Source organism: Acidovorax sp. Q11 (assembly GCF_054950075.1).
In genome coordinates this window covers 1-12,853 of the sequence record NZ_JBUDZG010000008.1, presented here as the reverse complement: position 1 = coordinate 12,853, position 12,853 = coordinate 1, and the positions used below count along the sequence as shown (strand labels likewise).

Below are 12,853 nucleotides of genomic sequence, written 5' to 3'. Positions count from 1 at the left end.
ATCCCTTCTCAACGTGCAGCCGCAGCGGCCACGGGCACCTCGGCCACGCCCCCGCACCGGGCAGGCATGGCGGCAGGCAGGGTGCGCGCAGGCTTGCCGCCCGCCGCCACGGGCTGGGCCGCCAGCCAGGCAGACACGGCACTCACCTCCTCCGGCGTGAGCTGGCGCGCAATGTCGGCCATGCAATCCGGCGCATGCGCGCGGCGCTGGCCGGTTTTCCAGGCGCCGAGCTGGCTGTTGAGGTAGTCGCGCGGCAGCCCCAGCAGGCCGGGGATGGACGGCGCCACGCCCGTCATGGCCGCGCCATGGCAGGCCACGCAGGCGGGGATGTTGCGGGCCGCATCGCCCTGCTGCACCAGCCTGCGGCCCTGCTCCAGCACGGCGGGCGGGGCCTGGGGCGGCGGTGGGGGCGGGTACGGCAGGTCCAACGCCGCAAAGTGCTCGGCCATCTCGCGCAGGTAGTCGTCGGTCAGGTGCTCGATGAGGTAGGTCATCTGCGGGTAGCTGCGCCGCCCGTCGCGGAAGTTGAGCAGCTGGTTGGCCAGGTAGCCCGCCGGTTTGCCCGCAATGCGGGGGAAGTAGCCGTCTGGCGTGGCCCGGCCCTCCTTGCCGTGGCACACCGTGCAGGCCAGCACGCGCGGGGCCATGGCGGCGGCCGGTGCCGCAGTGGTGGGCGCGGGCTGGGCTGCCACCCCGGCGGCCCAGCCCGCAGGCAGAAGGAACACAACGGCAAGGGGGCGCAGCAGGCGGTGCAAACGGTGCAGGCGATCAATCATGGGGATATGGGTGGGGCAACGGAGCACAGGGAGACTCCACAGCAACTCTACGCGCGCATCAAAAAACAGTACAGATTCAGTTTCCAGTTAAAAATACAGATCAGTTTGCCTTGCATCAACGCCCGCACCCGGTTTCTACGCCCATGAAACGCTACGAACGCCATGCCGACGCCATCGCCCAGCTCATCCACAGCGGCGCGCTGCGCCCGGGCGACCGCGTGCCCTCGGTGCGCGAGGCCAGCCGCACGCGGGGCATCAGCCCGTCCACCGTGTTCGAGGCCTACTACCTGCTGGAGGCCCAGGGCCTGATCCACGCGCGCCCGCGCTCGGGCTACTACGTCAGCGCCCGGCTGCCCGGCGCGGCCGAGGCCCGCCCCGCCGAGCCCCTGCCCTCGCAGCCCGCCGCCACCTCCACCGGCGTGGCCATCAGCGACCTGGTGTTCGAAGTGCTGGGCCTGGCGCGCGACCGCGACCTGGTGCCCCTGGGCTCGGCCTTTCCGGGGCTGGAGCTGTTTCCGCTCGATCGCCTGGCGCGGTGCCTGGCCAGCGGCATGCGCAAGCTCGACCCGTGGAGCATCGTGCAAAGCCTGCCGCCCGGCGATGAGCGCCTGCGCCAGCAGATTGCCCTGCGCTACGGCGTGCACGGCACGGCGGTGGATGTGGAAGAAATCATCATCACCAACGGCGCGATGGAAGCGCTCAACCTCTGCCTGGAGGCCGTCACCCAGCCCGGCGACGTGGTGGTGGTCGAATCGCCCACCTTCTACGCCGCGCTGCAGGCGCTGGAGCGGCTGAACCTGCAGGCGCTGGAGATCGCCACCCACCCGCGCGACGGCATCGACCTGGCCGCGCTGGCCGAGGCGCTGGAGCGCCAGCCACCCCACCAGCCCATCAAGGCCTGCTGGCTCATGCCCAGTTTTCAAAACCCGCTGGGCAGCCTGATGCCTGAGGGGAAAAAACGCGAGCTGGTCGCCCTGCTCGCCCGCCACGGCGTGCCGCTGATCGAGGACGACGTGTATGGCGAGCTGCACTTTGGCCCCCAGCGCCCGCCCCCGGCCAAGGCGTTTGATACCGAGGGGCTGGTGATGCACTGCAGCTCGTTCAGCAAAAGCCTGGCGCCGGGCTACCGCGTGGGCTGGGTGGCGGCGGGCCGCCAGGCCAAGGCGGTGCAGCGGCTCAAGCTGATGACCACGCTCTCGGCCGCCACGCCATCGCAGCAGGCGCTGTCGGAGTACCTGGCCCAGGGTGGGTATGACCGGCACCTGCGCGCCCTGCGCCGCAGCCTGGAACAGCAACAGGCGATTGCGCTGGCGGCGGTGGCCCAGCACTTCCCGCGCGGCACGCGGGTGTCGCGGCCCGAGGGCGGGTACTTTTTGTGGGTGGAGCTGCCGCCCCCGGTCAACGCGCTGGACCTGCACCGCCTGGCACTGCAGCAGGGCATCAGCCTGGCGCCGGGGCAGATCTTCTCGGCCGACCAGCGTTTTGCCCACTGTGTGCGCATCAACTACGGCCACCCGGCCCACCACCGGCTGGAAGCCGCTTTGGCCACCGTAGGCCAACTGGCCACGGGCCTGGCGACGGCCGTGGCATGAAGTCGGGCGCGGTCATAAAGCTATCAAAACAATAGCAAAAAAGGCATGCTGGTCGCGCGCAGAGGCCGGTTTTTCCGCTGAATCCAGGCACTCTCACCCGGCACGGAGCCCCTGGCCCACCGCGCCAGCCTTGCACCAGGCTGACACCCCGGCCCTGCGTTGGAAAGGCCCAACCTCGGGTTCTCCCGCAGCAGGCACAGCGCTTGCAACGGCATACTGGCGCCCGCCCGCACCCCGGGCAGTGCACCACGGCGGACCACCCGCCCCGCCCTCCAACCCAACGCCCAGCACCATGGCCGCACCCCAGCATGTTCCGTTTGTGACGGTGGAAGACGAAGACGACTGGGTGGTCTCGTTCGCGCTCGGCCCCCGGGGCGCCGACCGCCTCACCCTGGTGCGCACCCCCCACCTCGAATTCATGCTGCGCCCCGAACAGCGCGGCGTCTCGGTAGGCGCCGAAGCAGGCCAGCGCCCCGCCCAGCTCGTGGCGGTGCAATGGGGCCACAAATGTGTGGACGTGGTCTCCACCGCCAAACGCTACAGCCTGGACATCAGCAAGGTGGACAACGCCACCCGCAACGCAGCACTGCGCCTGCTGGGCAAGATGAATTTTGACCAGCGGTTTCAGCTGGCCGACGGCTACCCCTGATTTCAGAGCCTGTTCAGGTTCTCAACTGACATGGAGTCAGAAGGTGTGAATGAATCCGGCATGCCCGAGCAGGCCGCCAAAACGCAGCTGGTCTAGGCGAAAAGCACAGCCATAGCGCGGGCTATGGCGAGCATTTGCAACGACGAGCGGGTGTGTTTTGGTGGGATGAGCGGGCGTGGCGGGTTCGTTCACACCTTCTCAGGTCCCCCCACCGCAGTCCACTTCTGCGCGCTGGCCGCAGACGCCAGCACCCGCTCGATAAAGCGCACGCCGCGCGCGCCGTCTTCCACACTCGGGTAGTCGGCATGCAAAGGGTCGGCAGCAGTGCCCACCTGCCGCGCGCGGATGTCGGCAGCAACACCCAGGTAGACGTTGGCAAAGGCTTCGATGAAAGCCTCAGGGTGGCCCGCCGGGATGCGCCCGGCCTGCAGCGCCGCCGGGCTGAGCCAGGGTGAGCCGCGCGTGAGGATGCGGCGTGGGCCGTCCACCGGGGAGTGGACGAGCTGGTTGGGCTCCTCCTGCCGCCAGGTGATGGTGCCCAGCGTGCCGGACACCTGCAGGCGCAGATCGTTCTCCAGCCCCGCTGCCACTTGCGATGCCACGATGAAGCCGCGTGCGCCGCTGTCGTAGCGCAGCAGCAGCTGGGCGTCGTCGTCCAGCTGCCGCCCGGCGCCAAAGGTGGTGAGGTCGGCACACACCCAGGCGGGGTGCTGGCCGGTGACGGTGGCGGCCAGGTTCTCGGCGTGCGATCCGATGTCGCCCAGGGTGCCTGCGCTGCCGCTGCGCGCCGGGTCCAGCCGCCAGTCGGCCTGTTTGTTGGCGCCGCCCTCTTCCACGGCTGTGGCCAGCCAGCCCTGGTTGTATTCGACGGTGATCTTGCGGAGCTGGCCGAGCGCGCCGCTGTGCACCAGGTGCCGCGCCTCGCGCACCATGGGGTAGCCGGTGTAGTTGTAGGTCACGCCGAACACGGTGCCAGCCTTCTTCACGGCGACCACCAGCTCGTCGGCCTGCGCGCGGGTGTGCACCAGCGGCTTGTCGCACACCACATGGAAGCCCGCCTGCACAAACGCCAGCGCCACCGGGTGGTGCACATGGTTGGGGGTGACGATGCTCACCAGGTCGATGCGGTCACCCGGGCTGCGGCGCAGCTCGTCGGCCAGCAGGTCCTGCCAGTTGCCGTGGTTGCGGTCGTCTGCCAGGCCCAGCTCGGCGCCGGATGCGCGGGCCCGCTCGGGCGATGACGAGAGCGCGCCCGCCACCAGTTCAAACTGGCCGTCGAGCGCCATGGCCTTGCGGTGCACCGCGCCGATGAAGGCGCCATGGCCGCCGCCCACCATGGCGTAGCGGAGCTTTTGGAGACTGGACATACGAAACGCCTTTGCTCGCTGTGTGTTGTTGTTATCGGTTTTATGGACAGAGTGCGGTTAGGCCTGCTTGTCGCGCGCAAACACGGCGTCGAATGCACCCGCCGCCGGCTTGAAATCCAGCCGCTTGCAGAACGCTGCGCTCTCCGTGGCGCCGTGCACGCGGTCCATGCGGCTGTCTTCCCACTCCACCGAGAGCGGGCCCTGGTAGCCGATGTCGTTGAGCGCGACGATGATGGATTCGAAGTCGATCATCCCGCGCCCCACGCTGCGGAAGTCCCAGTTCCGCCGCGCGTCGCCAAAGCTGGTGTGGCCGCCGAAGGTGCCCACCGTGCCGTCGCCCTTGCCCCACCACACGTCCTTCATGTGGGCGTTGTAGACGCGGTCGGCAAACTGGCGGATGAACTTCACGTAGTCCACGCCCTGGTAGGCCAGGTGGCTCGGGTCGAAGTTGAAGCCAAAGCGTTGGTGGCCGCCTACTGCTGAAATCGCGCGCTCGGCCGAGGCGATGTCGAACGCGATCTCGGTGGGGTGCACCTCCAGCGCGAAGTTGATGTCGTGCGCTTCGAACACATCGAGGATGGGGACGAAGCGCTTCGCAAAATCGGCAAAGCCCTTGTCCCAATACGCCTGCGTAGTGGGCGGAAAGGCATAGATCGAATGCCACACCGACGAGCCGGTGAAGCCCGTCACCGTCTTCACGCCAAACTTCGCGGCAGCGCGCGCCGTGTCCGCCAGCTCGCTCGCGGCCCGCTGGCGCACACCCTCGGGCTCGCCATCGCCCCACACGTGGGGCGGCAGGATGGACTGGTGGCGCTCGTCGATCAAATCGCACACGGCCTGGCCCACCAGGTGGTTGCCGATGGCAAAACACGAAAGGCCGTGCTGGGCCAGCAGCGCATGTTTGTCTTTGACGTACTGGGGCGACGACAGCGCCTCCTGCACGTTGAAATGGTCGCCCCAGCAGGCCAGCTCCAGGCCGTCGTAACCCATGCTTTTGGCCAGGGGCGCGAGTTCTGCCAGCGGCAGGTCGGCCCACTGGCCGGTGAAAAGGGTGACGGGTCTTGGCATGGGGACTCCAGGGCGATTGGCAGTTAGGGCTAAGGTGGTCGTTCTAGCGTGGCCTAGGCCGGGACCGCCGCGCAAGGGCCGCCAAGCTGCAATGCGGCGCTCCACTTGCGTGCGCTTGCGGTGTCCCCCTTCCCGAACTACGCAGTAGTTCGGGAAGGGGGAAGGCGCGAAGCGACTCAGGGGGTTGTCCGAATCAAAACGGCGAATCGGGGAAGTAGAAGTCCTTCGCCGTTTCCTTGGTGATCAGCACCGACGGAATGATGGTGTTGGCCGGCAGCTTCTCGCCCTTGATGCGCGCCTCGGCCGTGAGCTTGATCGAGTCGTAGATGAACTTGGGGCTGTACGACACGTTGGCCTGGATGAGCGGGTTGCTGCCGTCCATCAGCGTCTTGATCATGCCCTTGGCACCCGCGCCGCCAAACACCAGCTTGATGTCCTTGCGCTTGGCCTGCTCGATAGCCTTGAGCACGCCCACGGCCATGTCGTCATCGGCGGCCCACACGGCGTCGATCTGCGGGAAGCGGGTGAGGTAGTCCTGCATCACCTTGAAGGCATCGTCGCGGTTCCAGTTGGCGTACTTGGCGTCCAGCAGCTTGATGCCGGGGTGGTTCTTCAGCACGCTGTTGAACGCGTCCATGCGCTCGTTGTCCAGCGTGGTCGCAATGCCGCGCATGGCCACCACGTTGCCCTTGCCGCCCAGTGCCTTGGCGATGTACTCGGCCGGAATCTTGCCAAACGCCGTGTTGTCACCCGCCACATATGCGTCCTGCGCGCTGGTGTCGGTCAGGCCCCGATCCACCACCGTCACGTACACGCCCTTGGCCTTGACCTGGGCTACGGGCTTGGTCAGCGCGGCGGATTCGAACGGGAAGATGACCAATGCGTTGATCTTGTTCACCGTGACCAAGTCTTGCAGCTGGTTGGCCTGCTCGGGCGCACCACCTGCGGTCTTGACGATGACCTGCAGGCCCGGGTGGACCTTCTCCAGGTCCTTCTTGGCCTGGTTGGCCCAGTACACGATGCCGCCCGTGAAGCCGTGCGTGGCCGACGGAATGGCCACACCCACCACCGTCTTGTTGGCCTGCGCCATGGCGGGGGCGGCCAATGCGAAGGCGGCGGCGCCCACGGCCGAGAGGGCCAGGCGGCGGGTGAAAGAAGAAAGTTGGCTGTTCATGCGTTGTCTCCTGTTGCTTTGGAATATGGCCATGGAAGCTGGCCGGCTGGGGAACACCTCGAAAAACAAATGCACGCAAAGAGTGGCTGGAAAACTCAGCGAAGCGGTCCTGGCTAGGCGCTGTGTCGCAGACAGTGCGAGTAGCACGGCAAGACACAGCAACAACGCCAGGAGAGTTGTTCCAGCCACTCCATCACCGCTTGCCCCTTTGCATAAAGGCGACCGCGATGATCACAAAGCCCTGCACCGCCGCATTCAGGTACACGCTGATGATGCTGGTGAGGTTGAGGATGTTGCTGATGACCGACAGCAGGATCGCGCCCACCACCGTGCCGGTGATGCTGCCCGCCCCGCCCTTCAACACCGTGCCGCCCACGATGACGGCGGCAATCGCCTCCAGCTCCCACAGCAGGCCCGTGGTGGGCGATGCGGACCCCAGGCGCGGCACGTACAGCAGCGTGGCAATGCCCACGCACACCCCGAGCAGCATGTACGTCAGGATCTTGATCTTGTGCACATCCACCGCCGCGTACTGCGCCACCTGCTCGTTGGAGCCGATGGCCTGCACATAGCGGCCATAGGCCGTGCGGTTCAGGATCACGCCGCCGATGACAGCCACCAGCAAAAAGATCCACACCGGAATCGGCACACCCAGCAGGTTGGCGTAGTACACCGGGCTGTAGATGTCCGACAGATCGTTCTCCAGCGTGATGGCCCCGCCGTTCGAGAAATACGTGAGGTACGCGCGGAAGATGCCCAGCGTGCCCAGCGTCACGATGAAGGGCTCGATGCGCCCCTTGGTGATGAGCAGGCCATGCACCAGCCCGAACACCGCACCCAGCACCACGGCCAGCAGCATGCCCACCACCACGGCCGCCATGGGCGAGCCCAGCACGGGCGCCATCGCGTTCATGAACAAGATGACCGAGCCTGCGATCAGCGCCGCCATCGACCCCACCGACAGGTCGATGCCGCCCGAGATGATCACAAAGCACATGCCCACCGCGATGATCCCGATGAAGGCCGTGCGCGTGAGCACGTTCATCACGTTGTCGTAAGTGGCGAAGTTGCTGTTGAGCAGCGTGCCGGCAATGCACAGCAGCACCAGCCCGATGACCGGGCCCAGCCCGTGCAGCTTGCCCCACCAGGCCGTGGCGCCGCCGTGGCGGCCCGCTGGGGTGGTGGCGTTTTCAGCGGGTACCTGTGGCATGTGCGATCAACTCCTCTTCGGTCAAATAAGGCTCTTGGAGCGTGGTCTGCAGCCGCCCGGCGCGCATCACCGCCACGCGGTGGCACAGGCCGATCAGCTCCATCAGTTCGGAAGAAATCACCACCACCGCCAGCCCCTGCTCGGCCAGGCGCTGCACCAGGTGATAGATCTCGCGCTTGGCGCCCACGTCCACGCCGCGCGTGGGCTCGTCCAGCACCACCACGCTGGGGCCGGGGTGCAGCACCTTGGCCAGCGCCAGCTTTTGCTGGTTGCCGCCCGACAGCGACGACGCGCGCACCTCCAGCGACCCGGTGCGGATGCCGAACTCCTGCACCGCATCGCGCAGCGTAGCCTGCTCGGCCGCCGGGTCGAGCCAGGGCTTGGCGTACCGCTCCAGCGCCATCAGCGTCAGGTTGGGCCGCAGGCTGAAGTGCACGTGCAAGCCCTTGCCCTTGCGGTCTTCGCTCAGATACGTGAGGCCGTGGCGCGCCGCATCGCGCGGGCTTTTGAGCTGCACGGGCTGGCCAGCAATCTCCACCGTGCCGGCGGAGCGCGGACGCAGGCCCAGCAGGCCCTCGAACAGCTCGGTGCGGCCAGCGCCCACCAGCCCGGCAAAGCCCAGAATCTCGCCACGCCGCACGTCAAAGCTCACGTCCTCGGCCCAGCCCGGCACCGAGAGGCCACGCACCTGGATGGCGGGCTCTCCACCCGCAGGCGCGGGCAGCTTGGGCGGGAACAAATCGGCCAGCTCGCGGCCCACCATCAGGTTGGCCATCTGTCGCCGCGTCACGCTGGCCGTGGCCTCGCGCGCCACCAGCAGGCCGTCGCGCATCACCACCACCTCGTCGGTGGTGCGCTCCACTTCGTCGAGCTTGTGCGATATGTAGATGATGGTCACGCCCGCGGCCTTGAGCCCCGCCATCAGCGCAAACAGGCGCTCCGTCTCGCCGGGGGTCAGCGTGGCGGTGGGCTCATCCATGATGAGCAGGCGCGCATTGCGGGCCAGCGCACGGGCAATCTCCACCAGCTGCTTCTCGGCCACGATGAGCTTGCGCACCCGCGTGTCGGGGTCCAGCGGCAAACCCACCTGCGCCAAGGCAGCGCGCGTCTTCTCGCGCATCGCCTTGTCGTCGAGGAAGGGTCCCTTCTTGATCTCATGGCCCAGGAAGATGTTCTGCGCAATCGTCAGGTCGTCCGCCAGGTTGAACTCCTGGTGGATCAGCACAATGCCCTGCGCCTCGGCCGCGCGCGATCCGCCGCCCGGGGCGCGCACCGCGCCGTCCACCACCACCTCGCCGGTGGTGGGGCTCTCGTACCCCGCCAGAATCTTCATCAGCGTGGACTTGCCCGCGCCGTTTTCGCCCAGCAGGCCATACACCCGGCCCGGCTGCAGCGCAAAGCCCACGCCGTGCAGCACGCGCACAGGGCCGAACTCTTTGGTGACGTTGCGGAACTCGACGGCTACGCTCATCGCACAGCCCCCATCACAGCGCCTGCGCTCGTTACCGAGCCCGCGCGCGACAGGCTCTCCTGCATGGCCAGCACGCCCGCGCCCACCACACCGGCATCGTCGGCCAGCGGCGCGTATTGAATCTCCAGGTGGCGCGTAGACAGCGCCAGCGAGCGGTGGTACACGCTCTGCCGCACCGACGCGAGGAACAGCGGCCCCATGTCCGTCACCCTCCCGGCAATGAACACATGCGACGGGTTGAAGAAGTTGACGATGGACGCCAGCATCTGCCCCACCAGGCTGCCCGCACGCTGGATGATGGCGTTGGCAGCCACATCGCCCGTGCGGCTGGCCTGGGCCACGTCTTCAATGGTCAGCGTGCCCGTGCTTTGCAGCCGCTCGGCCAGCAGCGCGCTTTCGCCGCGCTGCGCCGCCTCGGTGGCCATGCGCGCCATGGCGGGCGCTGCGGCCATCGCCTCCACACAGCCCTGGTTGCCGCAGTGGCAGCGCGGGCCGTGCTGGTCCACACAGATGTGGCCCACATCGCCCGCCGAGCCATTGGCGCCCCGGTACACCTGCCCGTGGCACACGATGCCGCAGCCAATGCCCGTGCCCACCTTGATGACCAAAAAGTTGGGCAGATTGCGCTGCAGCCGGTACATCTCGCCCAGCGCCATCAGGTTCACGTCGTTGTCCACAAACACCGGCGCGGCAAACGCCTCGCGCAGGTAGTCGCGGATGGAGAAGCCGTCCCAGTCGGGCATCAGCGGCGGGTTGACGAGCTGCCCGCTTTCAAAATCCACTGGCCCCGGCACGCCCATGCCAATGGCAATCACCTGGTGTGCCGCCAGCCCACAGCGCGCCAGCAGCTCGCGCATCAGCCCCCGCACCCGCGCCAGGATCACGCCCGGCCCCTGGCGCACATCAATCGGCTCGCGGTGCCGCGCCAGCACCGTCATGTCGGGGCGCATCACCGCAATCTGCATGCTGGTCGCCCCCAGGTCGGCGCCAATCACCACGCCCAGGGTTTCGCTCAAACGCAGGGTTTCGGCCCGCCGGCCGCCAGAGGATTCTTGCAGGCCCACCTCGTCGAGCAGGCCCTCATCGAGCAGCGCCGCGACCATGGCGTTCGCTTTGCTCTTGGAATAGGCCAGGCGCTGCGCCAGCGCATTGCGCGACGCGCCTGCGGACCAGAAGATGGTCTGCAAGACGCCCAGGTCTTCGGCGCCGCAGTGACTCCAGCGGGTGGATGGCAAGGCTTGTCTCCTGTCATGTTTTTGTGCAGCACCTCATGGGGATGGGTGCTTGACAGGGATGCTATGCGGTCTACTTTGGCCGGGCAAGACTGAACTTTGACCTAATTTCGACCAAACAGACAGCGGATGAGCCTGTCGTAACGGCCGGAACAAGTGCATTACGCACGCTGACTTAACGCTTCAATGCCCACCCAAGCGCCAAATAATTTAAGTTGACTGAAAAGCCAGAACAGCCAAAATTAACGAAATCTATCAAACCTCGGGGTAAAAATTGATCACAACCGCAATTCTTACGGTAGCTGGAGGCGCTATTTGGGAAGCATTGTCACCAAAAATTATTGAAAGTGCGCACGCATCTGCAAAATCAAAATGGAGCAAGTTTAAATGGAGCGCAAGTTTCGAGACTTACAAAAATCGTCTAATAGAGCAATACAGCACCACAAAATTGCTCGGCAACCCCAAACCCATACGTATCGATCACATATACACTGACGTTTACGTATTGGACAAAATTACCGCATATAGAAGATTAGAGATAGACAAAAAATCGGGGCAGCTGAAAGAATTTTCAAGCATACCTGAAGCAACTAAGCGCTTCCCTTTACTTGATATCGCAAGGGACCACTCTAGGATTTATGTTCTAGGAAAACCAGGGGCAGAAAAGTCCACATTTCTCAAAAAAGTTTGCTTACTTTGCTGCAACGGCACAATCCCTAAAACACCCATATTCATTTCCCTAAAAGAGTGGTACGACAGCGAGATAGAAATCGAAAAATTTATTGCTGATGAATTTGCAGCATGTGGTTTTCCCGATGCAGAATTATTTATCGATACACTCCTCCAATCAGGATCAGCAATTCTTCTATTGGATGGACTGGACGAAATACCCCCAGACAATGACTCCAGGCAGAAAGCGATTACCGCACTAACAAGATTCACGCGAAAAAATTCATCAACACAAGTGATTCTTACCTGTCGAATTGCAGCAGCAGAGTATTCTTTTGATCAGTTCAAATATTACGAAATAGCAGACTTCACACCAGAACAACAAAAACACTTCACGCAAAAATGGTACGACAACAATGAAAATGCAAGTGCAAAATTTAATGAGCAATGGAATATAAAAGAGAACAACGGGCTGCGAGAGTTAGCAAGAACCCCCTTTTGCTCGCACTTCTGTGCCTCGCCTTTGATGAAACCTTATCCTTTCCCAAACGTAGAGTGGACCTTTATAGCGAAGCTAGCAATGCACTGCTCAGAAAATGGGACTCAACCAGAGGCATTCGGCGAGACAATATTTATAGATCACTATCTCACACGAGAAAAGAGCAACTACTTTCGCGTCTAGCTGCAAAATCCTTTCAGGCCTCAAGAATATTTTTTAGCCAGGATTATGCAAATACGATTATTGAAGAATTTCTTGAACAACTACCGCCAAGAGACGACACAAAAACATCAGACCCTATCACAATCCTCAAATCCATCGAAGCTCAACACGGATTACTAATAGAGCGAGCGGCGAGTATCTACTCGTTTTCACACCTATCCCTGCACGAATACTTCACCGCCAAGTATTTGATCGGAGCCTCGCACTCACACGAATTAGATTCTGTAGTTCAAAATCACTACTTCGAAGATAGCTGGCGTGAAGTTTTTTTAATGATTGCATCACTACTGGACGACGCAACCCCACTATTCAAGAGCATCGAAACACTCTTTCATAATAAGTTTTTCAAATCAGATGAAGTTCGTAAGCTTGTTTTTTACTCATCACTATCAACCCCTTACAAATCATTATCAAAAGATGAAATCAAATGGATGAAAAACATCTTCATCCAAGATGAGAGTGCGGAGCCGACGCTTGCGAAGATTGAAGACCTTTGCTTAACATTAGCCAGTCAGTTTCACTTTATCCAATGCGGGGAAATTGCGAGAAGTCGCGTTCGCAGCGCGATCACGCACTTCAACAACATTGCAATAAAATTAATTAATACTCCAAAGCCGAGCAAACAAGCACTAAAACCAATAATTAATTATTTACAAGCATGCATTGTTATTATTGAATCCATGCAGCTGGCATCGATATCAGAAAGGGATTCCATAGTGGAATCACTAATATTTCCCAATTTGAAGTCCACTTTCTCAGATTTTCAATAAATAATCACAAAGAAACCCACCCTCTAACAGGCTGAAGAAATACCTCCCACGCATCCAGCCCAGCAGCCCAACCCCCGGTAAGCTCACCGGAGCCTCCCACATCACTTGACCTTGACCCCCATGCGCGGCGCCGACACCTTCACCGAAAGCCTGT

Annotated in this window: 11 protein-coding genes; 4 read left to right on the top strand and 7 right to left on the bottom strand. The window is 63.1% G+C overall.

Annotated features, from left to right (window positions below; genetic code table 11):
- Positions 1 to 8: 8 nt before the first annotated feature.
- A complete protein-coding gene (locus ACYZGB_RS09000; protein ID WP_462387910.1) occupies positions 9 to 776 on the bottom strand; it encodes a c-type cytochrome in 768 nt (255 codons plus the stop codon).
- A gap of 143 nt (positions 777 to 919) precedes the next feature.
- On the opposite strand from ACYZGB_RS09000, the gene ACYZGB_RS08995 reads away from it, so the two are divergent.
- Complete coding sequence (locus tag ACYZGB_RS08995; protein ID WP_462387909.1) at positions 920 to 2,368, top strand: aminotransferase-like domain-containing protein; 1,449 nt, start codon at positions 920 to 922, stop codon at positions 2,366 to 2,368.
- Between the two features lie 292 nt (positions 2,369 to 2,660).
- Positions 2,661 to 3,017, top strand: coding sequence for a hypothetical protein (locus ACYZGB_RS08990; RefSeq protein ID WP_462387908.1), 357 nt, complete (start codon positions 2,661 to 2,663; stop codon positions 3,015 to 3,017).
- Between the two features lie 188 nt (positions 3,018 to 3,205).
- Here the strand turns inward: ACYZGB_RS08990 and ACYZGB_RS08985 are convergent, their stop codons facing one another.
- From ACYZGB_RS08985 to ACYZGB_RS08960, 6 genes are all read right to left on the bottom strand, one after another.
- Complete coding sequence (locus ACYZGB_RS08985; RefSeq protein WP_462387907.1) at positions 3,206 to 4,384, bottom strand: Gfo/Idh/MocA family protein; 1,179 nt, start codon at positions 4,382 to 4,384, stop codon at positions 3,206 to 3,208.
- Between the two features lie 57 nt (positions 4,385 to 4,441).
- Complete coding sequence (locus ACYZGB_RS08980) at positions 4,442 to 5,452, bottom strand: sugar phosphate isomerase/epimerase family protein (RefSeq protein WP_462387906.1); 1,011 nt, start codon at positions 5,450 to 5,452, stop codon at positions 4,442 to 4,444.
- A gap of 193 nt (positions 5,453 to 5,645) precedes the next feature.
- Positions 5,646 to 6,626 carry a substrate-binding domain-containing protein gene (locus ACYZGB_RS08975; RefSeq protein ID WP_462387905.1) on the bottom strand — a complete coding sequence of 327 codons (981 nt, stop codon included), beginning with the start codon at positions 6,624 to 6,626 and terminating at the stop codon, positions 5,646 to 5,648.
- A gap of 193 nt (positions 6,627 to 6,819) precedes the next feature.
- Positions 6,820 to 7,836 carry an ABC transporter permease gene (locus ACYZGB_RS08970; RefSeq protein WP_462387904.1) on the bottom strand — a complete coding sequence of 339 codons (1,017 nt, stop codon included), beginning with the start codon at positions 7,834 to 7,836 and terminating at the stop codon, positions 6,820 to 6,822.
- On the bottom strand, positions 7,817 to 9,307 hold the full coding sequence (locus ACYZGB_RS08965) for a sugar ABC transporter ATP-binding protein (protein ID WP_462387903.1): 1,491 nt from the start codon (positions 9,305 to 9,307) through the stop codon (positions 7,817 to 7,819). The genes ACYZGB_RS08970 and ACYZGB_RS08965 overlap by 20 nt, the downstream gene beginning before the upstream one ends.
- Positions 9,304 to 10,542, bottom strand: coding sequence for an ROK family transcriptional regulator (locus tag ACYZGB_RS08960; protein ID WP_462387902.1), 1,239 nt, complete (start codon positions 10,540 to 10,542; stop codon positions 9,304 to 9,306). The genes ACYZGB_RS08965 and ACYZGB_RS08960 overlap by 4 nt, the downstream gene beginning before the upstream one ends.
- Before the next feature lie 271 nt (positions 10,543 to 10,813).
- On the opposite strand from ACYZGB_RS08960, the gene ACYZGB_RS08955 reads away from it, so the two are divergent.
- Both ACYZGB_RS08955 and ACYZGB_RS08950 read left to right on the top strand, forming a co-directional pair.
- Positions 10,814 to 11,890 carry an NACHT domain-containing protein gene (locus tag ACYZGB_RS08955; RefSeq protein ID WP_462387901.1) on the top strand — a complete coding sequence of 359 codons (1,077 nt, stop codon included), beginning with the start codon at positions 10,814 to 10,816 and terminating at the stop codon, positions 11,888 to 11,890.
- Positions 11,891 to 12,201: 311 nt separating this feature from the next.
- Positions 12,202 to 12,699 carry a hypothetical protein gene (locus ACYZGB_RS08950; RefSeq protein ID WP_462387900.1) on the top strand — a complete coding sequence of 166 codons (498 nt, stop codon included), beginning with the start codon at positions 12,202 to 12,204 and terminating at the stop codon, positions 12,697 to 12,699.
- The last annotated feature ends 154 nt before the right edge of the window (positions 12,700 to 12,853 follow it).

Coding starts and splice junctions, on each gene's coding strand:
- ACYZGB_RS08975 (WP_462387905.1), bottom strand. CDS start 6,626: ATGAACAGCCAACTTTCTTCTTTCACCCGCCGCCTGGCCCTCTCGGCC.
- ACYZGB_RS08980 (WP_462387906.1), bottom strand. CDS start 5,452: ATGCCAAGACCCGTCACCCTTTTCACCGGCCAGTGGGCCGACCTGCCG.
- ACYZGB_RS08965 (WP_462387903.1), bottom strand. CDS start 9,307: ATGAGCGTAGCCGTCGAGTTCCGCAACGTCACCAAAGAGTTCGGCCCT.
- ACYZGB_RS08985 (WP_462387907.1), bottom strand. CDS start 4,384: ATGTCCAGTCTCCAAAAGCTCCGCTACGCCATGGTGGGCGGCGGCCAT.
- ACYZGB_RS08990 (WP_462387908.1), top strand. CDS start 2,661: ATGGCCGCACCCCAGCATGTTCCGTTTGTGACGGTGGAAGACGAAGAC.
- ACYZGB_RS08950 (WP_462387900.1), top strand. CDS start 12,202: ATGATTGCATCACTACTGGACGACGCAACCCCACTATTCAAGAGCATC.
- ACYZGB_RS09000 (WP_462387910.1), bottom strand. CDS start 776: ATGATTGATCGCCTGCACCGTTTGCACCGCCTGCTGCGCCCCCTTGCC.
- ACYZGB_RS08995 (WP_462387909.1), top strand. CDS start 920: ATGAAACGCTACGAACGCCATGCCGACGCCATCGCCCAGCTCATCCAC.
- ACYZGB_RS08970 (WP_462387904.1), bottom strand. CDS start 7,836: ATGCCACAGGTACCCGCTGAAAACGCCACCACCCCAGCGGGCCGCCAC.